General features: G+C 31.7%; 20 protein-coding genes. 3 read left to right on the top strand and 17 right to left on the bottom strand.

Translation table 11 applies throughout. The annotated features are described in order from the left end of the window. Window positions 1-506: 506 nt before the first annotated feature. The 11 genes from ACO6VN_RS03190 to ACO6VN_RS03140 form a co-directional block, all read right to left on the bottom strand. Entirely contained in the window at window positions 507-1,928 is a 1,422-nt protein-coding gene (locus ACO6VN_RS03190; RefSeq protein WP_194200942.1) for an alpha-amylase family protein, read from the bottom strand. 122 nt (window positions 1,929-2,050) lie between these two features. Next, a complete protein-coding gene (locus tag ACO6VN_RS03185) occupies window positions 2,051-2,395 on the bottom strand; it encodes a YisL family protein (RefSeq protein ID WP_016999939.1) in 345 nt (114 codons plus the stop codon). A 240-nt stretch (window positions 2,396-2,635) separates the two neighbouring features. Beyond that, the gene (locus ACO6VN_RS03180) at window positions 2,636-3,541 is read right to left on the bottom strand and encodes a fumarylacetoacetate hydrolase family protein (protein WP_194200943.1); all 906 of its coding nucleotides are present in this window, start codon (window positions 3,539-3,541) and stop codon (window positions 2,636-2,638) included. Between the two features lie 76 nt (window positions 3,542-3,617). Beyond that, window positions 3,618-4,745 carry a DUF418 domain-containing protein gene (locus ACO6VN_RS03175; protein ID WP_147640929.1) on the bottom strand — a complete coding sequence of 376 codons (1,128 nt, stop codon included), beginning with the start codon at window positions 4,743-4,745 and terminating at the stop codon, window positions 3,618-3,620. After that, window positions 4,745-8,380, bottom strand: coding sequence for a helicase-exonuclease AddAB subunit AddA (gene addA / locus ACO6VN_RS03170; RefSeq protein WP_422404402.1), 3,636 nt, complete (start codon window positions 8,378-8,380; stop codon window positions 4,745-4,747). The genes ACO6VN_RS03175 and addA overlap by 1 nt, the downstream gene beginning before the upstream one ends. Beyond that, window positions 8,380-11,853 (bottom strand): helicase-exonuclease AddAB subunit AddB, encoded by a 3,474-nt coding sequence (addB, locus tag ACO6VN_RS03165; protein WP_422404217.1) that lies wholly within the window; start codon window positions 11,851-11,853, stop codon window positions 8,380-8,382. Before addB ends, addA begins: the two co-directional genes overlap by 1 nt. Before the next feature lie 143 nt (window positions 11,854-11,996). Next, a complete protein-coding gene (gene lepB, locus ACO6VN_RS03160) occupies window positions 11,997-12,563 on the bottom strand; it encodes a signal peptidase I (RefSeq protein WP_016999934.1) in 567 nt (188 codons plus the stop codon). A gap of 19 nt (window positions 12,564-12,582) precedes the next feature. Continuing rightward, a complete protein-coding gene (lepB, locus tag ACO6VN_RS03155) occupies window positions 12,583-13,113 on the bottom strand; it encodes a signal peptidase I (protein WP_082892517.1) in 531 nt (176 codons plus the stop codon). A gap of 2 nt (window positions 13,114-13,115) precedes the next feature. Continuing rightward, window positions 13,116-13,724, bottom strand: coding sequence for a TVP38/TMEM64 family protein (locus tag ACO6VN_RS03150; RefSeq protein WP_016999932.1), 609 nt, complete (start codon window positions 13,722-13,724; stop codon window positions 13,116-13,118). 290 nt (window positions 13,725-14,014) lie between these two features. Beyond that, window positions 14,015-14,929 (bottom strand): nuclease-related domain-containing protein, encoded by a 915-nt coding sequence (locus ACO6VN_RS03145; protein ID WP_422404216.1) that lies wholly within the window; start codon window positions 14,927-14,929, stop codon window positions 14,015-14,017. 96 nt (window positions 14,930-15,025) lie between these two features. Next, entirely contained in the window at window positions 15,026-16,363 is a 1,338-nt protein-coding gene (locus ACO6VN_RS03140) for a glucose-6-phosphate isomerase (protein ID WP_216683301.1), read from the bottom strand. Window positions 16,364-16,567: 204 nt separating this feature from the next. Between ACO6VN_RS03140 and ACO6VN_RS03135 the strand changes: the two genes are divergently transcribed. Both ACO6VN_RS03135 and argH read left to right on the top strand, forming a co-directional pair. Beyond that, the gene (locus tag ACO6VN_RS03135; protein WP_017000060.1) at window positions 16,568-17,770 is read left to right on the top strand and encodes an argininosuccinate synthase; all 1,203 of its coding nucleotides are present in this window, start codon (window positions 16,568-16,570) and stop codon (window positions 17,768-17,770) included. Then, a complete protein-coding gene (argH, locus tag ACO6VN_RS03130; RefSeq protein ID WP_064205100.1) occupies window positions 17,767-19,140 on the top strand; it encodes an argininosuccinate lyase in 1,374 nt (457 codons plus the stop codon). The genes ACO6VN_RS03135 and argH overlap by 4 nt, the downstream gene beginning before the upstream one ends. Before the next feature lie 347 nt (window positions 19,141-19,487). Here the strand turns inward: argH and ACO6VN_RS03125 are convergent, their stop codons facing one another. From ACO6VN_RS03125 to ACO6VN_RS03100, 6 genes are all read right to left on the bottom strand, one after another. Beyond that, complete coding sequence (locus ACO6VN_RS03125) at window positions 19,488-20,732, bottom strand: Glu/Leu/Phe/Val family dehydrogenase (protein ID WP_017000058.1); 1,245 nt, start codon at window positions 20,730-20,732, stop codon at window positions 19,488-19,490. Between the two features lie 108 nt (window positions 20,733-20,840). Continuing rightward, window positions 20,841-22,031 carry an ornithine--oxo-acid transaminase gene (locus ACO6VN_RS03120; RefSeq protein ID WP_017000057.1) on the bottom strand — a complete coding sequence of 397 codons (1,191 nt, stop codon included), beginning with the start codon at window positions 22,029-22,031 and terminating at the stop codon, window positions 20,841-20,843. Between the two features lie 70 nt (window positions 22,032-22,101). After that, window positions 22,102-23,646, bottom strand: coding sequence for an L-glutamate gamma-semialdehyde dehydrogenase (gene pruA, locus ACO6VN_RS03115; RefSeq protein WP_422404215.1), 1,545 nt, complete (start codon window positions 23,644-23,646; stop codon window positions 22,102-22,104). 160 nt (window positions 23,647-23,806) lie between these two features. Then, on the bottom strand, window positions 23,807-24,187 hold the full coding sequence (gene ygs, locus ACO6VN_RS03110) for a S1 domain-containing post-transcriptional regulator Ygs (protein WP_017000055.1): 381 nt from the start codon (window positions 24,185-24,187) through the stop codon (window positions 23,807-23,809). A 487-nt stretch (window positions 24,188-24,674) separates the two neighbouring features. Further along, window positions 24,675-24,875, bottom strand: coding sequence for a hypothetical protein (locus tag ACO6VN_RS03105; RefSeq protein ID WP_064205102.1), 201 nt, complete (start codon window positions 24,873-24,875; stop codon window positions 24,675-24,677). Between the two features lie 83 nt (window positions 24,876-24,958). Next, window positions 24,959-25,552: a peptidylprolyl isomerase gene (locus ACO6VN_RS03100; RefSeq protein WP_017000053.1), complete on the bottom strand. Its 594-nt coding sequence runs from the start codon at window positions 25,550-25,552 to the stop codon at window positions 24,959-24,961. A gap of 76 nt (window positions 25,553-25,628) precedes the next feature. On the opposite strand from ACO6VN_RS03100, the gene kapB reads away from it, so the two are divergent. Beyond that, window positions 25,629-26,006 carry a sporulation phosphorelay system protein KapB gene (gene kapB / locus ACO6VN_RS03095; protein WP_070045168.1) on the top strand — a complete coding sequence of 126 codons (378 nt, stop codon included), beginning with the start codon at window positions 25,629-25,631 and terminating at the stop codon, window positions 26,004-26,006. Window positions 26,007-26,029: the final 23 nt, after the last annotated feature.

The raw sequence follows: 26,029 nt of genomic DNA, 5'->3' as shown, positions 1-26,029 counted from the left end.
AGTCGGGATATAAATCGCTTATAATATGGACTATATATTGCACGTGGAGCGCGTCTTGCAATATTCGAGGGCATTATGTTGCACGTGAGCCACGTCTTGCAATATTCAGAGGCGTTATGTTGCACGTGAGCCACGTCTTGCAATATTCAGAGGCATTATGTTGCACGTGAGCCGCGTCTCGCAATATTCGAGTACTCTTATTGTCTTTTCTAGCTAAACGTGTCAACAACGATACTCTTATTGCCTTTTCTAGCTAAACGTGTCAACAACGATACTCTTATTGCCTTTTCTCATCAAACGTGTCAACAACGACACTCTTATTGTCACTTCTTGCCAAACGTGTCAACAATAATATCACAACAACACCATAACTACGCCCTACCTTATACTTCGTTCACAACATCACCCGACTTTTTACCTCGTTATTCAATACATACAAATATATACATTAAAAAGGACCTTTTCGTTTGGATTTGCAAACGTAAAGGTCCTTTTTCTTATTAAATTTATTTATTCATTTTTTGTTTTTTACTTTTTCGGGATACTAAATATATAAATAAACCAAATAATACGACAACCATTATTGCAGCTACGAAGTAAGTGTTATTTAAACCTCGCTCTTTTATTATCGCGTATAATTCTGTTTCTTCACGATCAGTTATCAAATTATATTCATTGTTTTTCTTCTTAATATTATCTCCTACAATTAATCCAGAAAGCATTTTATTTTTTTCAATATCTTCTCCTGATATTGTTACTTTTTTAGATTTGCTTGAGTCATTAACATTAAGAATATAATCTATTGTATTTGTATCATAATAATACAACATCGTTCCTTTATCATGAGGTAATACTTTAACTGTTCCTTCAAATAATTCTTGATATTGTTTAAAAGTATTTGAAACCTTTTCTAAGTATTCTACTACTTCTTTATCCGTTCTAAAGTTCTGCAGTTGGTTGATTGTTTCTATTTTACTACCGTTTGCAGCTATTTCAGTCCCGTAATTCATCATAATTGGGCCTTTATATCCCCACATATAAGTCATTAATTGTTTTATACGTGTGCCCGGGAACATATTTTCATCAGCTGCATGTTTAGTAAACCGTTCTGTGAACCAAGTATCTGCCATTAGTACTTCATTACTTTTATTATATGTAGGTATATCAGTATTTACATTTTTAAAAGCGTCTTGCAAAGAGGTTCTCATGTTATTTGATGATAAATGTGTAAAATTGTTAGCTTTTATACCGTCTTTATTGATAATACCGTAAGATTCAACACCTTCAGGTATAAACTCTTCTGCATCTATACCATCTTGAACAATATTCATAGATACCCCATCAACTTGATATTCTTCAACAAAAGATTCTACTTTTGCTTTATACAGTCCTTGGTTTTCAGAATCTTTTAAATCTATAAATTTATCATCTTTGAAATATGATTTTTGTATATTATTTAAATCGCCATCAATAGATTTATTGAATTCTGACGTATAAGTAACAGGCATGTCTACTACAATTTCCATATCTTTTTGATGTATTTTATCGATTAGTGATTTAAAGGCTTTCTCCCCACCTAACACTTTATCAATACCATCATAGTTCTTTACTTTATAACCTAAAAAGTCATTTTTATCGTGTTCAAATACTGGCGATATATGTATCGTATTAAATCCCATATCATGTATATATTCTAGTTTAGACGATATTCCTTGAAAGTCCCCACCTAAAGGAAGATCGTTAGATTTATCATTATTCTTTATCATTTTATTATTCTCATTGTTGCCGTTCATAAATCTATCTACGACTAAACTATATATTCTAGGATATTTTACATCTTCATATTCTTCTTCTTCAGCAAAAGCATATCCACTAAAAATTGGCGCCATTAACATGACACTTAAAACTAACTTTGTCCATTTTTTCATATACTCAACCCTCTTTATTACCCAATTATCTCTATTATACTAAAACGTTTACTTTACTGATAGCCCATCATGAAATTGTCATAAAAAAAGATTGCTAGTAACTAGCAATCTTTTAAATAAAATTATCCGAAATGTAATACGCCCATTGGTAAGTAACTACCAAGTAGAATTGTAAGTACCATAGCGATAATTGTGGCTATTAAGAAACCTTGACTGTTTTTGTTCTTTTTCTTTTTAGCAATAGTCATTTCGATTAAGCCTATTACGATAAGTCCTAATAATAATTTAATACCGTATAGCATGCCATCGATACCCATAGCTTGTATAAATAATACAACACCAGAAACAAGTGTAAATACCATAAACAATCTTAAGACCATATGAACTGGTTTATTTGTAACTTTAACATAGACTACGAAGAATAAAATAATTGTTACTAACCAACTAAAAATATGGAAATGTGTCAATTTAAGTTCCCCCTAAATATTAATATTTCGATTCCAATAAGCATTATAACATAGGAACTAAAAGAAACATCTAAAATTTAGCGTCCTTATTTAAATTTCACTTATAATTCACATTTTATACAAAATTAAATTTCATGAAATTCGAATTTAATAAAAATCTTTAAAATTTCGATTACCATTATAAATAATAAGAGCCTGAGACATTAATTATGTCCCAGACTCTATTTCAGTATTTATAAATTATTTTTCGCTTATAAATGTTGTTAAAGTACCGATACCATCAATCGTTACTTTTACTTCATCACCTGGTTGTAAGAATTGTGGCGGATTCATACCAGCGCCAACACCTGCTGGCGTTCCTGTAGCAATAATGTCTCCAGGATGTAACGCAACATATTTAGAAATTTCTGCGATTAATTCGTCAATTTTTAAAATCATTTCATTTGTATTGCCGTCTTGTCTAATTTCATTATTTACTTTCGTAACAATGTTTACTTCTTCTGGCATTGGTAACTCATCTTTAGTTACGATATATGGACCCATTGGGCAACCGCCTGTTAATGATTTAGATAAGAATGCTTGATCGTGTTCTTTTTGAGCTTTCCTATCAGTAATATCATTAATAATCGTATAACCATATACGTAGTCTAATGCTAAACCGCGTGGTATTTTTTCTCCTGATTTACCTATTACAACTCCTAGTTCACCTTCGTAATCTAATTTTTCTGTTACATCTTGGTGATTTGGAATTGTTGCATTATCACCAGTTAATGATGATGCTGCTTTAGTAAATACATATAATCTATTTACTTCATTATTTAATTCTTCAGCGTGTTTTTTGTAATTACGTCCGAAAGCAATCACATTATTTGTTGGCGTAACGGGTGGTAAAAACTCAATGTCTTCAAAGCTATATTTATAATCGGCTTTTTGAGCAGTTTCTTCTACATTAACTACAGCTTTTCTTACCGCTTCTTGAAAATCAACATTAACATTTTCTTGTAAGCCTTCTAATAATGTTTTTGGATTAAATTTTTCTTCTCCAAAGTCTTGGAACACCTTGCGTAAATCCCATACTGCATCTTCTCTTTTTACTTTAACACCATATGAAGTAATATCGTTATATTTAAAAGTTAAAAATTTCATCCACTCTGTCAGCTCCTTCTTGTTCTTGTGACCCATTATACCGAATTTTTTGATAAATCGCATTATTTTCAAACTATTATTTTAAATATGTTACTTTTCTCCATACTTTTTCAATTGGTCCTTGCTTGAATTTTTTTAAATAAAAGTAACTTGCAACCAATTGTACAGCGAATATAGCTAGTGCAATCAGATAAATTGTAGATACTGATAATTTACCGTATAAACTAAAACCAATGCCATAAAATATAAACATACAAATAATACTTTGTGTAATATAAGTTGTTAAACTTAATTTACCTATATTTTGAAGTGGTGATAATATTTTCCGAACTGTTTTATCTTCACACAATAATACGAAGAAGATAATATAACTCAATGCTACAATCGGTCCACCTAACATTTGACTGATTAATTGTGAAATCGTTGAACCAGCAAGCATAATTTGAATCATTTTAACACATAGTCCTAAAATAAATACCACTATTCCTACGATAATATAGAGATTTTTATGTTGTGTAATTTTGTTAAACCAATTACTCTTATGTGCATAAATACCAAATAGCATTATAGGTAAAATACTAAAAGGTCCTACTAAAATAACATTTAAAATATTCATACCAAAATATTTTAAATTAAATCCCATAATTGATAAATAATCACTACTTATTAATATGTTATTTACACGTTCTAATTCTTGTAAACCAACAAAATTTTCTAGTTCTGCAACATCTTGCAATAACACCATAGGTAAGATATACAATAGCGCAAGTATGCCAAAACCTATTGATAATCCTACTAATGAATAACTTGGTTTTAGTCTAACAAATATAATCGCTATAAAACCAAGTAAAGCATATGTTGCGAGTATGTCTCCATAGAATAGAAAAATACCATGAATAACACCTAGCAACAGTAAGAATAGTAATCTTCTTATAATCATTGGATAATAATCAATATTTCTTTTTATACTATTATCGTACATAATTGATAAACCATATCCAAATAAAAACGCAAATATTGGATAAAATGAAGCAATAATAAATAATGAACTTACTTTAAACAAAGCCCCGTCTTGATGTTGGAAAAACTCAAATGGATTAATCACTTGATAAGGATATGCAAATGTTAAAATGTTCATTAATATAATCCCTAGTAAGCTAAAACCTCTCAACGCATCTATACTAAATATTCTTTCTTTCGCCATTAATTGCTCTCCTTGATGTGTTTCGTACCATATTGGAAGAAATATAAATATCCTTCAACAGGTTGTTGTAAAATTGTTTCTAATGTTTTTTTATAGTATTGCATTTGTACTTCATATTTCTTCATCATTGTTTCTGCTACTTCTTCTTTAGTTTTTCCTCGACGTACAATAAATGCATCTGTCTTATAGTCTATAAATGAAACTTTCCCATCTTTGATAAAAATACAGTCTATCATCCCTTGGATAATTGGTTTATTATCATCTTGTTTAATATTTAACTTAACATCTTGATCAATATCATTTTGGCCAACTACAAATGGTACTTCTCTTATAACTTTATCTGCATCTACTAAACATTCATATAAATTGGAATGTGTAAATGCATGAACAAGATCTAACCTTAAATCACCGATTGCATCTTCTGGTAGCACTCCTTGATCAATTAATGATTGTACAAATGGTTTTATTTCATCCTCTTTTAAACCACCTTTTTGAAGTGGAAGATGTTGCATTACTGCATGCATTAATGTACCAATTTCAGCACTATCCCGTTTTTCTTTTGATAAGAATTTAGGTCGATCATAAGACCTAACACCAACTTGATATTGTCTTACAATTTGATAGTCGGTCCCCGCTTCCTCTGTTTCTTTTTGACGCTTTATTTCAGAAACTGACTGTTTAGCGGCAATATTTAATAAATCTTTATTTGGATATTCATAACTAATTTGTTCTAATATTTGGTCCTTCTTATCTGAAGGTCTATAGTTTAATAAGTTTTCTAATGTTGGTTTATCTTCATCTGCAATGTCTTCGTCTACATCTTCTTCTTTAATGATGTTTATATTAAATTTTTCACTTTGATCAGTTGTAAATGGAATGGCATTAGATAGGCCTTTTTGTTTTGACTTTGCTAGTATTGTACCAATTAGATCAAATGGAGATTTAGCGCTCATTCTGTAGCCAGGGTCCAACATACCATGTTGGTTCGCTTGAATAAGACCTAACTTATCTATTGCTTCTTCATTTTTAACGCGACCAATTAAATATAGACTTTCTTTCGCTCTCGTTAATGCAACATAAATTAATCTCATTTCTTCTGAAATCATTTCAGTTTCATTAATGTTTTTGAAAATAATCGAAGCGAGTGATGGATAGATTATTTCATTCTCAATATCATAGTAATTTAACGCCATACCATATCGATTGTTTAATATAACGGGCTTACTTAAGTCTTTACGATTAAACTCTCTTTTAGTACCTGAATAAATAACAAATGGAAATTCTAACCCTTTACTACTATGAATTGTCATCATCCTTACAACATCGTCGTTAGGACCGATAACACTCTCTTGGCCAAAATCTTGTCCACGTTCAATTAGTTCATCAATAAAACGAATAAACTGGAATATTCCTCTAAGACTTGAAGCTTCAAATTGTACCGCTTTATTCAGTAAACCGTATAAGTTCTGTCTACGCTGAACTCCACCTGTTAGACCACTATAATATGCTATCAAATAATAATCGTTATATAACTGATCTAATAATTGCCACACAGGTATAGACTTACTTAACGTTTGGTAACCTTTAAGCTGAGATAAAAATTGATTGAGTTTTTCTACAAGTTGCTCGTCTGCTTCTGGGTGCTTAACATACTGATGTATAGAATCTAGATAATAGACTTCTTGTGGTGCTTTATTTCTTATTTCTGCTAATTCATCTTCTTTAAATTGAAAAGCAACAGAACGCATAAGTCCGACTAAATATTTATCTTGTAACGGGTTATCGATAACTCTTAAGAACGAAAGCATTAATCTAACTTCATTTTGTTCAAAATAACCTTCTTTAGTTTGAACATAAAATGGAACATTAGCGTCTTTAAACACTTGTTGTAAATGCATAGCATTTCCGTAACCACGTTCTAATATGACGATGTCTTTATAAGTTGCCGGTCTATATTCTTTCATTTTCCTATCATATACGCTTTTATTTTCCAATATATATTGGACTTTTTCTACTACATGTTTAGCTTCAATTAAATTATTATCTGTTTCTTCAAAGGATTCTTCAACTAAAATATCCATTTCTAATGGTATTTCTTGCTCGTCATAATCTGCACCATAATAAAGTTTAGCTTCATTGTTATATTCTATTTCCCCAACTTCTTCGTCCATCATATGAGAGAAGATAAAATTGGTATTATCTAACACTTCTCTTCTAGACCTAAAGTTTTTAGATAAATCTATAACTTTTCCAGTTTCATTTCCATCAGAAGTGAAGCGTTTATATTTTTCTATAAACAACTCAGGTTCTGCTTGTCTGAATTTATAAATTGATTGTTTAACGTCACCAACCATAAATAAATTACCATTGGATTCGTCACCTGTTTTTATACAATTAATGATAGCTTCTTGTACTCTATTCGTATCTTGATATTCATCGACAAGTATTTCCTCGAAATGTTCTCTGTATTGTAGAGCTATTTCAGAAGGTTCTCCATTTTCATTTGTTAAAATATCTAACGCTAAATGTTCATAATCTGAAAAATCTATAATACGTTTATTTTGTTTCAGTTTTCTAAAGTATCGAATAATATCTTTAGTCACTTCAGCAAGTGTTTCAACACGAGGTGCGATACTTTGCATATCTTGGATTAAATAATCTCTTTCTCGACTTAAATAGTTATTGTTCAAGTCGTTTAACTCATTAATATATTTTTTATGATAATCTTTCCCTAATTCAAGTAGTTGTTCGTCGCCTTCATTTTCCTTTTTAACTTTGCTAGAGTTCATAGGTATTTTTTTCTTTTTCAGATCGTTGCTAATACTCTCTAATGATTTCGTACCTTCGATTACTTCATCAATCCACACACGCTCTCCTTCAAGATATGTCATGTGCGCATCAACAGCATTTAAATTTTGATAACAATCTATAGATTGATATAGAACATTTTTAGCACTGTTTAATTTCCTTTTTATCATTTCATCCATCATTTGAAAGTATAAATGATCTTGATTTAAGTTGTAATATGGTTCATCTAATGAATCTAACCATTCAAAAGGTTTAGCATGCGCAATGCTAAATCGATATAAACTTTTCACAATTGTTCGCAGTTGGTCGTCTGAACGGTCATTCGATAGATGTTCAACTAAATCTATAAATGATTGTTCATTTTTTTCATAATAACTTTCTAATACATCATCAATCGCTTGTTCTAAAAGCACTATTCCTTCAACTTCGTTAGCTGTTCTAAAGTTTGGATCAATATCAATCTCATCATAATGAGCTTTAATAAGAGATAAACAAAAGCTGTGAAGTGTCGATATTTGTGCTTGGTGAATTTTAATTCTTTGTGATTTTAAATGCTCATCTTCAGGATGATTGCTACTTTCTTTTTGAATAGCGGCATTTACTCTCGCTTTCATTTCTCTAGCACTTGCGTTTGTAAAAGTAACGACTAACAATCTATTAACATCTTGTTTATTACGCATGATTTTTTGAATGATGCGTTCCACAAGTACAGCTGTCTTACCGCTTCCGGCTGCAGCGGCTACAAGTATATCTTGACCTTCAGAGTATATTGCATTCCATTGATCATCAGTCCATTGTGCATCACGTGGTTTTTTTGGAATAGATATCATTCGTCTTCTTCCTCCTCTCTTAACATATTTATAAGTTCATCTTTACTTAAAGTATGATCAATTCTTCTATATTGATGTGCGTCCGTAATAGGATCGATATGACAAACTGACTTAAATTCACAGAATCTACAAGGTAGTTCTCCTCTATATTCAATCGGTGCTACTTCTGTGTGCCCATCCATAATCTGTGAGGCAGTTTCTACGAAGTTAGATCTATTTTTATTAATTAATTTATAGAACAGTTCTTCATCTAGAGCTTTACTATTTTTATTTAAGTCGCCATCTTTTTTCTTTGTAACTGGTATCATATCTGATTTAAGTTCGTCTAATAGCTTACTGTCTAACGCATCTACAACTTCTGGATTTCTATTAACATAACCATCCATTTTGAATTTTTCTAATGTTTGTTTGTTAACATCTGTTAATTCAGGTATTTCACCCCAGTTTGTAGCTTTAAGTCTAGGCTCATGTACATGGAAATAAAGCAATGCTCCAGGTGAAACATTTTCGCTTAAGTTTAATAGCTCTTTATTTTGCAATACTACGTCCAAATAAGTAAACATTTGCATTTGTTTACCATACAATACTTTGGTTAAATCAAGGCTCGTTTCAGAGGATTTGTAATCAATAATTGAAACATAATCACGTTCTCTACTCTTGAATACATCTAGTCTGTCGATTTGCCCTCTTATTTGAATTGGAATATTTCTATTAGTTTTTAAAGGCGTAGTCTTCAGTTCATGTTTAGAAGTCGCACCAAAATTAAGTTCAAACTGATATGCTCTAAATTTAGAGTTACTTGTTTGATACTTCATCGCCTCAAGTGTTGATTTAAGGATATTTTGAATTCTCAATTTCAAATAACGATAGTGAGCTGTACGATGTAAAACATCAAACTGAATTTTTGGTAAGCTCTCATCAATTGCTTCATTGATTAATTTCGTCATCGCTTGTGCAGATAATTTACTAAAATCGCCATTAACTTCGTCAGAAATGTATTTCAATGTTTGGTGGAAAATATTCCCGATATCTACACTTTGTATTTGATATTTAGATCGCTCGTTCAATCTTAAACCATGCAGAACAAAATGTTGGAATGGACAATTATTGTAAGATTCGAATCTAGAAACACTTGCGTTAATTTTTTCGCCATATAATGACTCTGAAACTTCAGTATTGAGCTGAACAGAATCGTTCTTATAAGTTAATGCTGAAGTTAGATATTCTATTGTTGAATCTAGATGATGCATTTCTTGTACAGCTTTAAAAGCATCTAGCCAAATATCGTTTACTATTTCATCATTCAAATAATCGTTTAAGTGTTGGAATATATGAATTTGACTTTGGTGTTCATGTTCCATTAACTGTATAGGTTCTATTTCGACACTCGCTTTGAGTGATTCTACTTCTAAGTCTGTAAACAGTGATTGAATCGTATTAAGAAACGGACTCTTGTCTCTTACTTCGCCACCATCTGACATTAAACTATATGTAAAGACGACATTACGCTTTGCTCTCGTCATTGCAATATAACAAACAAATGCTTCATCCATTTGTAAAATGTCACTTGTTGGGCTTAATTCTAATCCACTTGTTTCTGCTAAAGCTTTCTTCTCATCGTCAGTCAACAACATAACTTGATTTGAAGCTGCTGGTAATACACCATCATTCATGCCTAGTAAAAACACAGTATCGCTATTATCTACTTTGGCTAAGTCCATATTACCTACTGTCACTTCATCTAGTGTTTGAGGAACCATTGAGAAGTTTAATTCATCTAGACCTCTATCTAATATTTCAATGAATTCATTTAGAGATAATGACACATCGCCTAACACTTCTACAATATCATCAAATATTCTTATAGTACCTTGCCAAACTTGGTCTATTTGTTCAGCTTCTTCAAAATGCTGTTTAAGTTCTAATTCATCTCTCATTGTCATAAGATGTGTTGGTAACTCAAATTGTTCAAGCACTTCATACAATCTCATTGTAAAAGCTTCTACCGTTTCACTTTCTTTAAGCGTTTGATTTAATGTTTCAATTTGTTTTACAACATATTCTTTTAAATGAATAACACGTTTAATCGTTTCTTTATCTTCTTCTGAATATGTCGCGCCATCTTTTTTTAAAGTTTTTTTACCTAATTTTTCAAAAGATTCAACTGTGAAAAATTCAGGACTAGTCCATCTTTTTCCTGAAATTCCTCGTTCAAAAGCATAGTTTTCCAGTATATCAATTAAATATGAGTCGTCAGATATATGACTTGTTAAAATGCCAGTCTTCAACATTCTCATCACAGGTTCAAATTGCCAACCACTTTGAATAACTTCTAACATTGATCTTAAACATTCTATAAATGGGTGATAAGCCATTTTCTTTTTAGCATCATGATTATATGCGATATCAAAATGAGGCAATACTGTTTCAATGAGTTGTTCATAACTAGGATCACGATAAAGGATAGCTATATCTTTAAAAGACACACCTTCTTCTCTCGTCTTTCTCAAAATTTCTCTTGCTACATATTGTACTTCATCACGCATATTAGAAGCTTCAATAATTTTTAAATTACCGTTATCAATTTGATTTGGTAATGTTGCATCAAATTGATTTTCTAAATGTCTTAAATCTCTTTCTTCACTAAAACGTTCTTGTGTTGTGAAATGTTTGTTCTGAATCCTTATATTTAAACCTTTAGCGATGTCTTCAATATGACTAAGTGTTTCTGATGTCTTTCTGAATAAGCTAAATGGATCTTTATCCCCGTCTGTTGTGAGGCCAATTGTTACTGAACGACTATGTTTCACAAGTGCTTCAATAACTCTATATTCTAATGTTGAAAAGTTATGAAATCCATCTATATAAATATCAGCATGCTTAATATAATTTGAATCTGGGATTTTATTTATAAGTTTGTATAATACATCTTCAGCTTGAACGTAACGACCATCTAATTGTTCTTCTAATGCTTTATATATTGTTTTAATATCGCTTAATTTATCTTGCATTCTCTTAGGAATACTTTTTTCATTTTCAATATAAGATTCTATATCTTCTGGCTGAACATTATATTTTTTAAAGTCTTTAATTTCATTCATCATTTTATGACTAAAGCCATAATGTTGAATGGTTGATTGATATAAGTTCAGTTGCTTTTTATTCTTATGTAATAAGTGATAAGTCAGCATTGCTAACGCTTCGTCGGAAATTTGCTGTTCAATTAACCCGCCTTCTTCACTTAATACTCTCCAACTTAATCTTTCAAAACCAAATACAGAAGTTCGTATACTCCCTTTTAATTGCGGATTTCGAACGAATGCTTGTTCATACTGAAAAGTGTTTTGCGTAGGTGTTAAAAAGATAATGTCATCGCCTAATGGATCTTGTATCATTGCATCAGTCATCTGTTTTATCATCTGATGTGTTTTCCCGGCACCACTTCGGCCAGTCCATACATTAAGTTGCATTTATTCGACCTCCCTCGTTTAATCTAATAGTTATATTTTAACATAAAAATAACACCTTACTTAGTTTGAGATATACTTCAAAAGTTAAAATCTAATTCTAACTTTTGTATCGTATTTTCTAAGTAAGGTGTATATATTAAAATTTAGTCTGTTGCAGGATCAAAATTGTAATGGAATTGATTTAGTGGCCAGAATCTCAATGATACTTCACCAATAATTACGTCATCATCAATAAGTCCAAATGAACGACCATCTTTACTTACTTCACGGTTATCCCCTAAAACGAGATATTTGCCCTTAGGTATTTCTTTAGCACCGTTAGAATTAACAAGGTCTTTTACTTCAAAGTTTTCAGTTAATAAATCTCGTGATTTATTTTCTTTGTTTTCTTTTAAGTATTCTTCTGGAACTTTCTTGTCATTTACATATAATTGATCATTATTGTATTTTACAGTATCGCCTGGTTTACCGATAACTCTTTTAACGTAATCATCGTTCGCATTCGCATGGAATACTATCACGTCACCGTTATCAATATCGCTTACTTTGTACCCTATTCTATTAACAATTACTTTTTCACCGTTCTTTAATGTTGGATACATCGAGTCACCAGAAACTGTGTATGTTGTGAATAAAAACTTTTGTATAAGTAATACTACTACAACAGCGACGACTATCGCCACAGCCCACTCAAATAATTCTTTTTTCAAAAATGCCACCTCATTATCGTTATTTATCGAAATTTGTATCTATACGGTCAAATGGATAATATCTTAAATTGACCTTTCCAACAATATCTTTCTCATATACAAAGCCTATTTCTCTTGAATCTCTACTATTATTACGATTATCTCCTAAGACTAAATATTCATCATTAGGAATAACATCACTCTTAGAACCTTGTATTGTTCTAGTATTGAAATTTGGTGTCTTTTCACCATCTTTTAGGTAACTTTCATTTACTTGAGTACCATTAATATACAGTTTATTATTTTTCATTTCAACAGTATCACCTGGTAAACCAATAACTCGTTTTATGTAATCTTCATTTTTATTAGCATGAAAAACAATCACATCACCGTTATCAATTTGTCCAATGTTCTTAACAAGCTTATTTACGATAACACGTTCTTTATCGTAAAATGTTGGTTCCATCGATTCACCGTTCACGACATAACCAACAAATAAAAACGCTCTAACTAAAAATAATAGTGCAAACGCAATTATAATCGCAATCAACCATTCATATATCTTTCTCATAATTAACTCCTATTGTCTAGACGACTATCAAAGTATTTTTCGAGCCATTTTCCTACTAACCATAGCACAAAGATAATCACGAATACTATTATACTCTTTTTAGGACTTGCAAAAAAGGAATTTATATCTGCACCGATAAAACTTAACGTAAAAATCATAATTGCTTTCGACAAAATAAGCGCTAATAAATATACTTGTTTACTAATATTAGAAAAGGCACTAACCATGTTTACTAATGCACCTGGTGTAAATGGAAAGCATAGTAATATAAACAAAGGACCAAACCCGTGATTATCGATCCATTTTATAAATTTTACGACTTTTTTATGCTCGATTACCTTTTTCATAAATTTCTTTTTAGAAATTAACCTTAATATTAAGAATACAAAATAACTACCAGTAACAGTGCCCGCCCATGAAATGAGAAACCCGACTAACAACCCATATGCATTAACATTTGCAATAACAAATAAAATAATAGGTAAAAATGGGATAAAGGCCTCTATAAAAGGTAGTAAAAAAGCTATAAATATACCGAATGACTTAAATGTTTCAATTAATCCCGTAATATTTTCCTCATTAAACCAATTTATAATATCTTGAAATATCATTTAACGCAACTTCTTTCCGAAAATTTATATTAATTATACTCATAATTTCGTATTTATTAAAGTAAATTGGCATCATACAAAAGTCGTAGGTATGCGATTCAGTAGAAATGATAATTTGTTTATGATTTGGAGAGGTTTTGCGTTTGCGGTTCGATAATTTTATTTTATCGATCTATATTTTGTGTTTGCAGTTCGATAATTTTTATTTATCGAACTGTATTTTGTGTTTACGCTTCGATAATTTTATTTTATCGACCTGTATTTTGTGTTTACGGTTCGATAATTTTATTTTATCGGACCGCATCTTCATCAACGTATTTACTATTCTTATAGTTACCAATTCTTTTAAACTTTTTATATAATATGCGTTTGATTGCGCTATTTGATAGACCAGTCCATATCTCTGCTTCGTTTATTGAAAATGGTTCTCCTTTTAATAAATATAATTCTTTTAAAGATTGAAGAACAATTGAATATCTTGAAGAGATAGTGCCGTATTCTTTACATTTTACATACTTTCGAACGTTAAAAATTTCTGATGGTTCTATTATCTTATTACAGCTAATACATTTTATCCCGCCATCAATTTTCGAGAATTCAACCTTTTCAAAATATAAATAACTTGTAATGAACGGTTGATGTAATGATTTTAACTTTTTGCATATCCATACATTTTCATCATATTTAAAGTTTGCGCCAAACATATTCTTCAGTTTATGTAATTCACTATACAACAATATATTTATTCGTGATCTTAAGTCTCCATATAAAGTGAATGTTGGATTAATAAAGACAATATAACTTATAACTTTTCTGTCGATTTTATATTTCTTTACTATTCTTTTTAATGTTTCATCAGATACTTCAAATTGATGAATTAAATCTTTTGCTACGTAACCAGTGCTTCTGAATAATTTACCATTTTCATAATAGTAATCCCCAGTATAATTTTTAATTTCAAATTGAATAATTGCTTCATCTGTAACCACTATAAAATCTAGCTGAACTTGATTATAATTTTTAAATTGTAAATCATGCAACCATGTCTCAGATTTTTGCTCATTTAATATCTCGCTAAATTCCTTTTCTCCTATATAACCTTGTTTCCAAATTGCATATAACTCTTCTAGTTGATCAGGTATTTTATCTATTCTTCCTCTCAAAGCATCTACATAATTAATAATTAAGGGCTTTTGCAAATTCATAAAAAATACACCTCATTTTTTCAATTTTTGCATTAAGAAAATAAAAAAAGCCCTCCGAATAAAATTCGGGGGCTTTTTTCACGATTCTTCATCATATTATAATCTGTCTTCTAAATCTTTTTTAAGATCTTCATATCCAGGTTTTCCTAATAGAGCGAACATATTTTGTTTATATGCTTCAACACCTGGTTGGTTGAATGGATTAACACCTAATAAGTATCCGCTCATCGCACATGCTAATTCGAAGAAGTATACAACATAACCGAATGTATATGCATCTAATTGCGGAACATTTACGACTAAGTTAGGTACCCCACCGTCAGTATGTGCTAATAGTGTACCTTGGAAAGCTTTAGTATTAACATAATCGACTGTTTCACCAGCTAAGAAGTTAAGGCCATCTAAGTCGTCTTTATCTTCTTCAATTGTAATATCATGTTTAGGTTTATCTACTTTTACTACAGTTTCAAATAGGAAGCGACGCCCTTCTTGAACATATTGTCCTAAAGAGTGTAAATCAGAAGTGAAGTTTGCACTTGAAGGATAAATACCTTTGAAATCTTTACCTTCAGATTCGCCGAATAATTGTTTCCACCATTCGCTGAAGTATTGTAATGCAGGTTCATAGTTGATTAACATTTCTGTTGTATAACCTTTTGCATATAAAATATTTCGTATAGCAGCGTATTGATATGCAATGTTTTCATTTAAATCAGAAGATGATAAGTCTTCTCTAGCTGCACTCGCGCCATTCATCATTTCTTGAATGTCTATACCACTCGCAGCAATCGGTAATAAACCAACAGCTGTTAATACAGAATATCTACCGCCAACATCGTCAGGAACAACAAATGTTTCGTAACCTTCACCAGTAGCTAAATCTTTCAATGCACCTTTAGATTTATCAGTTGTTGCAAAGATGCGTTCTTTAGCTTCATCTTTACCATATTTCTCTTCAAGAAGCTTCTTGAAAATTCTAAACGCTACAGCTGGTTCAGTCGTTGTACCTGATTTAGAAATAACATTTACTGAGAAATCTTTTCCATCTAAGTATTGAATTAAATCATGTACATAAGAAGACGATAAATGATGACCAACAAAAATTATTTGTGGATTTTCGCCTTTTTCATAATTAGCAAATGTAGAATTCAACATTTCTACAGCAGCTCTTGCACCTAAATACGAACCGCCAATTCCAATGACTAACAATACATCTGATTGCTCTTTAATACGTTTAGAAGCTTTAAGAATTCTATCAAATTCTTCTTTGTCATAATCGACTGGTAAGTCAACCCAACCTAAAAATTCACTACCTGCACCAGTTTTATCATGTATAACATGATGTATATTTTTTACTGCTTCGTGCGTTTGCTCAAGTTCATGCTCACCGAAAAATGCTAACGCTTTTTTATAATCAAATTGAATATGTGTCATAATATCCTCCTATTTGTCTTATGAATAACAACAATTCTATTTTACTCTAGTTTTCATACGCTTTCAATGGAAATGCAACACTACATTTATTTATGCATAATTATTTAATATTACTATTGAAAATACATTTTTTATGTGGTAGTGTATACACAACGATTAAATATACAAGATATTAAATATTAATACAAAGAGAGGTTTTCAATTATGTCGAAAAAAGTTGTTTTAGCTTATTCAGGTGGTTTAGATACAAGTGTTGCAGTTAAGTGGTTAATCGAGAAAGGTTATACAATCGTTGCATGTTGCTTAGATGTTGGTGAAGGTAAAGATCTAGCACTTGTTCAACAAAAAGCTTTAGATATGGGTGCTGAACAATCTTATGTGATTGATGCTACTAAAGAATTCAGTGAAGATTTCGTTGGGTATGCAATTAAAGGTAATACTATGTATGAAGGCAGTTATCCGCTCGTATCTGCTTTAAGTAGACCGTTAATCTCAAAAAAACTTGTTGAAATTGCGTTAAAAGAAGATGCAATGGCAATCGCACATGGTTGTACTGGTAAAGGTAACGACCAAGTACGTTTTGAAGTAGCTATTAAAGCTTTAGCGCCACACATTAAAGTTTTAGCGCCTGTTCGTGAATGGTCATGGAGTCGTGAAGAAGAAATTGATTATGCAAAAAAACATAACATACCTATTCCAATTAATTTAGATTCACCATACTCTATAGACCAAAACTTATGGGGACGTAGTAATGAATGTGGTATTTTAGAAGATCCTTTCGCTACACCACCAGAAGATGCATACGATTTAACGAACCCAATTGAAAATACACCAGATACAGCTGAAGAAATGGAAATTGTATTTGAAAATGGTCTTCCAATTTCTATTAATAATCAAGTATATCCATTAGATGAATTAATATTAAAATTAAATCACATAGCTGGTTTACATGGTATTGGTCGTATAGATCATGTTGAAAATCGTCTTGTAGGTATTAAATCTCGTGAAGTATATGAAACACCTGGTGCAAAAGTAATCATGGAAGCTCATAAAGCTTTAGAAACAATTACTTTAACTAAAGATGTTGCACACTTTAAACCAGTTATTGAAAAGCAATTAGCTGAACAAATATATAATGGTTTATGGTTCTCACCTTTAACAGAAAGTTTGAAACAATTTATTGATTCAACTCAAACTCAAGTTACAGGTACTGTTCGTGTTAAATTATTTAAAGGAAATGTTATCGTCAATGGACGTAAATCACCTTATAGTTTATATAATGAAGAACTTGCTACTTATACTAAAGAAGATGCATTTAACCAAGAAGCTGCAGTTGGCTTCATAGAAATCTTTGGTTTACCAACTAAAGTAAATGCATTATTAGAAACAGAGGGTGTTTTAAAATGATAAAAAAAGCTTGGGGAGGAAGATTCGAATCTAATCCCGAATCATGGGTAGATGCATTCAATGCTTCTATCCATTTTGATAAAAATTTAATTGATCAAGACATTCAAGGCAGTATTGCACATGCTACGATGCTGGCTGAACAAAATATTATTAACCAACACGAGGCTGAGCAAATTATTCAAGGATTAAAAGAAATTCAACAAGATTATTACAACGATAACCTTGAACTATCAGAATCTCTAGAAGATATTCACCTCAATATTGAACATGCGCTTATTCAGAAAATCGGTCAAGTTGGTGGTAAATTGCATACAGGCAGAAGCAGAAATGATCAAGTCGCTACAGATATGCACCTTTATGCAAAACAGCATGTTCATGAAATTATTGAATTAGTCGAATCTTTACAACAAGCTATTATAAAAATCGCTGACGAACATGTAGATACTATAATGCCTGGATATACGCATTTACAAAGAGCGCAACCTATTTCATTTGCACATCATGTTATGACGTATTTTTGGATGTTAGAAAGAGATAAATCTCGTTTTAACGATAGTATTAAACGTATAGATATGAGTCCACTAGGTGCAGCAGCTTTAAGCGGCACGACACATCCTATTGATAGACATCGTACTCAAGAGTTATTAGGGTTCGATAATCTATATGAAAACAGCTTAGATGCTGTAAGCGATAGAGATTACATCGTAGAAACACTACATAATATTTCTTTAACGATGGTACATTTATCAAGATTCTCAGAAGAAATTATATTTTGGTCTAGCAGTGAAGCAAATTTCGTTACACTTTCAGATAGTTTCTCTACAGGATCATCTATTATGCCACAGAAGAAAAATCCAGATATGGCAGAATTAATTAGAGGTAAAGTTGGGCGAACAACTGGTCATTTAATGAGTATGTTAATGACTTTAAAAGGTTTACCACTTGCTTATAATAAAGATATGCAAGAAGATAAAGAAGGCTTATTTGATGCCGTTCACACTATAAAAGGTTCTCTTAGAATTTTCGAAGGTATGATTTCAACAATGACTGTTAACGAAGAAAGATTACATGAAACAGTACATCAAGATTTTTCTAATGCAACTGAGTTAGCAGATTATCTAGTAGAACAAAACATACCATTTAGAGAAGCACATGAAATAGTAGGTAAAATTGTATTATGGTGTATTCAAAATAATAAATATTTATTAGATGTACCACTAGAACACTACAAATCTTACAATGACAAAATAGATAATAACGTCTACGATTACTTAAAACCTGAAAACTGTTTGAATCGTAGAAAAAGTTATGGTTCTACAGGCCAAGAAGCAGTCTATCACCAAATTAAAGTAGCTAAACAGCTTTTATAGATTTAAAGTAAGACTAAGACATAAGACATAAGCTTAAATTAAATAAGCATATCACTCTACTGAATCTCTCAGTAATCACAGTGACATGCTTATTTTTTATAAAATCATTTATTATTAATACAGCATGGCAAAATAAATAAGTAATCAATTAATGCGGAATCATATATTCTTTGCTCTAACGGGCTTGTTTCTGGACTCTTGCACGTTAGAATTTGTAATGAGCTTGTCTATTTTGTCTTGCACACTAGCCTCTTTCAAGCCTCCCTAATCCACTGCATATAAAAAAGGCTGAGACACCAATAAATGTCTCAGCCTTTTTATTTACTAATAAATTGTGGGATAAAATATTATGCCCAACCTCTATATCTAGCAGCTTCTGCCGTACGTTTAATTCCTACAATATATGCAGCTAAACGCATATCAATTTTTCTATTTTCAGAGAGATTATAAATTGTATCAAATGCTTTAATTAGTTTTTCACGTAATTTTTCGTTTACTTCTTCTTCTGTCCAATAATAACCTTGGTTATTTTGTACCCATTCGAAGTAAGAAACTGTTACGCCACCAGCACTTGCTAAAACATCAGGAACAAGTAAGATTCCACGTTCACTTAAAATTTTAGTAGCTCCCATTGTAGTTGGACCGTTAGCCGCTTCTACAATAATGTCAGCTTTGATATCATGTGCATTTTCTTCAGTGATTTGATTAGCAATCGCTGCTGGTACTAAAATATCACAATCTATTTCAAACAATTCTTTATTTGTAATTGTATCTTCAAATAAGTTTGTTACTGTACCGAAACTATCACGACGGTCTAATAAGTAATCAATATCTAACCCTTCAGGATCATGTAATGCACCGTATGCGTCAGAAATACCGACAATTTTAGCACCTTTATCGTATAAGAATTTAGCTAAGAAACTTCCAGCATTACCGAAACCTTGGATAACAAATCTTGAGTCTTCAATAGTCTTACCACGTTTTTTAGCAGCTTGTTCAATTGCGATAACCACTCCAAGAGCAGTAGAGCGATCGCGACCTTGTGAGCCTCCTAATACGATTGGTTTACCTGTAATGAAACCTGGTGAGTTGAATTCGTCCATTTGACTATATTCATCCATCATCCAAGCCATAATTTGTGAGTTTGTAAATACGTCTGGTGCTGGGATATCTTTTGTTGGTCCAACTATTTGTGAGATGGCACGAACATATCCACGTGATAATCTTTCAACTTCGTGAATACTCATTTGTCTTGGGTCACAAACAATTCCACCTTTACCCCCGCCGTAAGGTAAATCTACAATTCCACATTTCAAAGTCATCCACATAGATAAGGCAGTTACTTCTTCAACATCAACATCTGGGTGGAAACGAACCCCACCTTTTGTTGGTCCAACTGCATCATTATGTTGTGCACGATAACCAGTAAATGTCTTAACAGACCCGTCGTCCATTTTAACTGGTATACGAACTGTTAATAATCTTAGTGGTTCCTTAATTAAATCATACATGCCTTCGTCAAAACCTAATTTGTTAAGGGCATCACTAACAATTTCTTGTGTCGATGTAACTAAATTTAAATTTTCGCTCATGATCCTCTTCGCCTCTTTTTTAAATACTTTTAATCTCTAAATAATTGTAACATAATTGGTTATTTTTAAAAGGTCTTAAACCGTTTTTTGTAAACGTTATCAGTTTTTTTATTTAAAAACAGATTTCACTTGATCAATAGCCCAATCTAAATCTTCTTTATCAATGATTAAAGGTGGTGCAAAACGAATAACAGTGTCATGTGTTTCTTTACATAGTATACCTAAATCTTTTAATTTTTCACAATATGGTCTTGCATCTTCAGTTAATTCGATACCGATAAATAGACCTTTACCTCTCACTTCTTTAATGGCAGGATGATTTATACTTTCTAACTCTGACTTAAAGTAATTTCCTAATTCTAGTGAGCGTTCAGATAAATTTTCATCCACGATAACATCTAAGGCTGCATTTGAAACAGCACATGCTAATGGATTTCCTCCGAATGTAGAACCGTGAGAACCAGGGTTAAATACTTCTAATACTTCTTTATCACCAAGGATACATGAAATTGGGAATACACCGCCACCAAGGGCTTTTCCTAATATATATACATCAGGTTTAACGTTATCCCAATCTGTAGCGAATAATTTACCTGTTCTACCTAATCCTGCTTGGATTTCATCAGCTATGAATAATACATTATTTTCATCACAAACTTCTCTAATTTGTTTTAAGTATCCATCTTCTGGTACGTTAATACCCGCTTCGCCTTGTATAGGCTCAACTAAGATGGCAGCAGTATTAGGTGTAATTGCTGATTTGATTTGTTCGATATCACCAAAGTCAACAAGTTTAAATCCACCTAGTAATGGACCGTAACCTCTTTGATATTCTTTTTCTGAAGATAATGATACTGCAGCCATAGTACGACCATGGAAGTTTCCATTCATCGCAATTATTTCTGCTTTATTATCTTCTACCCCTTTTACATCATAAGCCCAACGTCTTGCTGCTTTTATGGCTGTTTCAACAGCCTCAGCACCTGTGTTCATTGGTAACACCATTTCTTTACCTGCTAGTTCACAAATCTTTTCATACCATGGACCTAATTGATCACTATGGAATGCGCGTGATGTAAGTGTTACTCTATCTGCTTGGTCTTTTAATGCTTGTATGATTTTAGGATGACGATGACCTTGGTTTACAGCAGAATATGCTGATAACATATCTAAATAACGATTTCCTTCTGGATCTTTCACCCATATACCTTCTGCTTCTGATATAACAATTGGTAACGGTAAATAGTTTGGAGCACCAAATGTATTCGTTTGTTCAATAATTTCTTGTGATTTTGTCATATTAAAACGCCTCCTATTAAAACAGTAGAGCAAAATCGCCCTACTGCTTTTATATTTTTTTCCATCATTATTATAACATTTCTGAAGTAGTACGTCCTTGTAAGTGAAGTACTAAGTAATCAGGACCACCTGCTTTAGAGTCTGTTCCAGACATTTTAAATCCTCCAAATGGCTGGTAGCCTACAATTGCGCCTGTACAACCTCTGTTAAAGTATAAGTTACCTACTAAAAATTGACGACGTGCTTGTTCTAATTTATCTCTGTTATTTGTAATAACGCCACCTGTTAATCCGTATTCAGTATCATTAGCAAACTCAATTGCTTCATCGTAATCTTTTGCTTTACTAAATCCGACAACCGGACCAAAAATTTCTTCTTGCATCACTCTGGCATCATGTTTCAAGTCCGCTATTACGGTAGGATGTACAAAATGACCTTTTTCTTCATCAGTAGTTCCGCCAGCAACAATGCGACCTTCTTTTTTACCGATTTCTATGTACTTTTTAATTTTATTTAATGAATTCTCATCAATAACTGGTCCCATATAATTTTCATGATCTGTCGAATCGCCAACAGTTAATTTATTTGTACGTTCCACTACTTTATCTAATAACTCATCATAAATATCTTCTACTGCTATTACACGAGAACAAGCTGAACATTTTTGTCCTGAGAATCCAAATGCAGATTGAACGATAGAATCTGCTGCTAAATCTAAATCTCCTTCAGAATCAACGATAATAGTGTCTTTTCCACCCATTTCAGCTATAACACGTTTTAAGTGTGTTTGCCCTTTTTGGACTTTTGCAGCTCTTTCATATATAGAAACACCTACATCTCTTGAGCCTGTAAATGAAATTAAACTTGTATCTTTATGGTCGATTAAATAGTCACCAATTTCACTTGATGAACCAGGAATGTAGTTCACTACACCTTTTGGTAAACCAGCTTCTTCAAGAACTTCCATAAATTTATATGCAATAACAGGTGTTTTTGAAGATGGCTTTAATAATACTGTGTTACCAGTAACTACTGGCGCTACAGTTGTACCAGCCATGATAGCAAATGCAAAGTTCCATGGTGAAATAACAACACTAACACCAATTGGTAAATAATTATATTTGTTATATTCGCCGGGACGGCTCTCGACTTTTTTACCATCTTTTAGTTCTAGCATTTGACGAGCATAGTATTCCATAAAATCGATTGCTTCAGCTGTATCAGCATCGGCTTCTTTCCAAGGTTTACCACCTTCTTTAGAAAGTAATGCAGAGAATTCATGTTTACGACGTCTTGTAATCGCAGCTGCTCTAAAAAGTACATCTGCACGAACGCTTGGATCAGTTTCTCTCCATGTTTTGAAAGCTTCTTTAGCTGCTTCCATTGCTTTTTCAGCGTGCTCTTTACTCGCTTTAGAAACTAAACCTACAGTTTCTTCAATATTTGAAGGATTATAAGAACGTGTTTTATCATCAGTAAAAATTCTTTCTCCTCCAACAATAATTGGATATTCTTTACCTAAGTAAGTTTCAACAGTTTTAAGACCTTCTAAATAAGCAGCCTTATTCTCCTCTTTCGTAAAATCAGTAAATGGTTCATGTTTGTATGGAATCATTAAAGTAAACCTCCCTATATTTATACGGGGCAGAAAAAGAAACCCCTTACATTCCTATAATGACACATTTTAATAGATTACTTCAAGTTATTTTTTTACAAATATTAGGACAGGTTTTTAGATTAAACATAAATATACAAAAAGACGATTAAAAGTTCATTTAATCGTCTTCTAAATGCTTATTCGATTGGTTGATCCACTTAGGTAACCTTTCTTTTAAAGGTAGAAACCCATATTTTTCTGTCTCTCGTATTTCATCTAATACTGAACGCTTTTCTTTCTTACGTTCTTGTCGCTTGAAATACTCATTTTCTTTAAGAGATAAACTTAATTTACCATCATTTTCAACCTTGATTACTTTAGCTTTTACAATCTGTCCGACCGATAAAAACTGGTTAAGGTTGTGAACATAATCATTCATCACTTCAGAAATATGAATGAGACCTTCCACATGATCAGGGGTTTCAACAAAGGCACCGTAAGGTTGAATGCCAGTCACTTTAACTTTCACAAATTGACCGACTTTATAATGTTTTCTCACTTTTAGAAAACCCCTTGTACTTATTATTATTAACTCTTATATCATAGCATAGTTAAATTTAATAAACCATTAATTTGATATATAATTCTGAAAATAATAGATAAGTAAATTGACGCTTGTAATCTAATCAAATTTTATTATTATACATAAAATATTCATTAATTTTTCACACAAAAAGACCTATGAACTATTTCAATTAAAATAATTCACAGATCTTCTTATTAATACATAATCATATTACATTTCACAGCTACTTTGTAATGCAGTTGTTTTGATGGCTATTTGTTTGCACGAATCTTTATCTAATGTTGTGTTAAAAGAAAATGCATATATGTCTTGGGTTTTTGAGCGAGTTCAGTAACATTTTCTATTTCGTATATTGATCGCATATATACAATCATAAACTTGACTATCTTCAAGTGATTGGTTTTCAAATTCCATTGGATTCCAATCTGAGAGAAGTTGATACAATACAATATTCACTTCGTTATTTTTTACTTTTTTTCTCCTCTTGCTCTAAATGATTCATTACTTCTTTTTCAAATGACTTCATTTTTTCTTCGTCTTTTTTTGATTTTTTGCGAAACATCATAAAAACGATGAAAGCTAAAACCATAAACAATAACAACGTAGCAACAGCAGGAATATATTCTAATTTGTTATCTGGAAAATAAAGAAATTCCATCATAATCCGACCACTCCCCTAGCAATTAGATTATAACAAAGTTTAAGTCGAATAAAACGTATGTTTTATGACAATTGAATGTCGATTTATTGAATAATATCTATTGATTCAATTACAACGTCTTCAACTGGCTTATCATTAGCGCCTACTTTAACATTTGCAATATCTTCTAATACATCTTCACCTTTAACAATTTGCCCAAATACAGTATGTTTTTGATCTAACCATGGCGTGCCACCTTTTTCTGCATATCTATCAATGATTTCTTCTGGCCAACCACCATCTTTAAGTTGTGACAACATATTTGCTGGAACTTCATTCATTTGTACGATGAAGAATTGTGATCCATTAGTATTCGGTCCTGCATTTGCCATTGATAACGCACCATATAGATTGAATGCTTGTAAAGAAAACTCATCTTCAAAAGCACTTCCGAAGATGCTTTCTCCGCCCATTCCTGTACCTGTTGGGTCTCCACCTTGTACCATGAAGTCATTAATTACTCTATGGAAAGTAATGCCATCATAATATTTTTTCTCAGCTAAACCAATAAAGTTCTCAACAGTTTTAGGTGCAAGTTCTGGGAATAATTTAAAAGTCATATTCCCTTTAGTTGTTTTCATTTCGACTACGCGTTCACCTTCAAGTATTTCATTTGTTAATTGAGGATAGTTTGTCATTTATAATTCTCCATTCATGTTAAAATAATTACAATAGTGATATCATAACATAATTTAATAGAAAGGGGACACATACATGTTATATCAATTCCCACATAAAACCGGAAAATATGTTGTAGAAATTATTGAAGAAAAAGGAGATCAACTGCTCGTAAAAGTCGTTGCTGTTCTCAAACATCCTAGACAAGGAGATTTACACAATCCAAATGAAGTAGATAATGTATTTTTCCATGAAAGAAAAGCGCTTAGCCAATACGAAAAAAGATATACGACAGCTCAATTTTTAAAAGAATATCAAGCAGATGTTCCTTCTTACATTGAATCTCTTAAAAATTCTTTATATGAATTAGAAGAAAAAATGAAAGAACGTAATAATGCTTATAGTGAACAAGCTTTAAAATGTATCGAACAATTAAAAAAAGATTATTCTCGACAATATAAAAGTGATTTTTAAACTTTTTATAAAAGAAATTTTTA

The sequence above is a fragment of the Mammaliicoccus sp. JADD-157 genome (assembly GCF_049310805.1).
In the GTDB taxonomy this organism is placed as follows: Bacteria; Bacillota; Bacilli; order Staphylococcales; family Staphylococcaceae; genus Mammaliicoccus; species Mammaliicoccus lentus.
The sequence above is the reverse complement of the archived record's forward strand: the minus strand, read 5'-3'. Positions and strand labels throughout refer to the sequence as shown.

Coding starts and splice junctions, on each gene's coding strand:
- lepB (WP_082892517.1), bottom strand. CDS start 13,113: ATGAGAAAGATATATGAATGGTTGATTGCGATTATAATTGCGTTTGCA.
- kapB (WP_070045168.1), top strand. CDS start 25,629: ATGTTATATCAATTCCCACATAAAACCGGAAAATATGTTGTAGAAATT.
- ACO6VN_RS03105 (WP_064205102.1), bottom strand. CDS start 24,875: ATGATGGAATTTCTTTATTTTCCAGATAACAAATTAGAATATATTCCT.
- ACO6VN_RS03120 (WP_017000057.1), bottom strand. CDS start 22,031: ATGACAAAATCACAAGAAATTATTGAACAAACGAATACATTTGGTGCT.
- ACO6VN_RS03140 (WP_216683301.1), bottom strand. CDS start 16,363: ATGACACATATTCAATTTGATTATAAAAAAGCGTTAGCATTTTTCGGT.
- ACO6VN_RS03175 (WP_147640929.1), bottom strand. CDS start 4,745: ATGGCGAAAGAAAGAATATTTAGTATAGATGCGTTGAGAGGTTTTAGC.
- ACO6VN_RS03125 (WP_017000058.1), bottom strand. CDS start 20,732: ATGAGCGAAAATTTAAATTTAGTTACATCGACACAAGAAATTGTTAGT.
- addB (WP_422404217.1), bottom strand. CDS start 11,853: ATGCAACTTAATGTATGGACTGGCCGAAGTGGTGCCGGGAAAACACAT.
- ACO6VN_RS03100 (WP_017000053.1), bottom strand. CDS start 25,552: ATGACAAACTATCCTCAATTAACAAATGAAATACTTGAAGGTGAACGC.
- argH (WP_064205100.1), top strand. CDS start 17,767: ATGATAAAAAAAGCTTGGGGAGGAAGATTCGAATCTAATCCCGAATCA.
- ACO6VN_RS03145 (WP_422404216.1), bottom strand. CDS start 14,929: ATGAATTTGCAAAAGCCCTTAATTATTAATTATGTAGATGCTTTGAGA.
- pruA (WP_422404215.1), bottom strand. CDS start 23,646: ATGATTCCATACAAACATGAACCATTTACTGATTTTACGAAAGAGGAG.
- ACO6VN_RS03135 (WP_017000060.1), top strand. CDS start 16,568: ATGTCGAAAAAAGTTGTTTTAGCTTATTCAGGTGGTTTAGATACAAGT.
- ACO6VN_RS03150 (WP_016999932.1), bottom strand. CDS start 13,724: ATGATATTTCAAGATATTATAAATTGGTTTAATGAGGAAAATATTACG.
- ACO6VN_RS03180 (WP_194200943.1), bottom strand. CDS start 3,541: ATGAAATTTTTAACTTTTAAATATAACGATATTACTTCATATGGTGTT.
- ACO6VN_RS03190 (WP_194200942.1), bottom strand. CDS start 1,928: ATGAAAAAATGGACAAAGTTAGTTTTAAGTGTCATGTTAATGGCGCCA.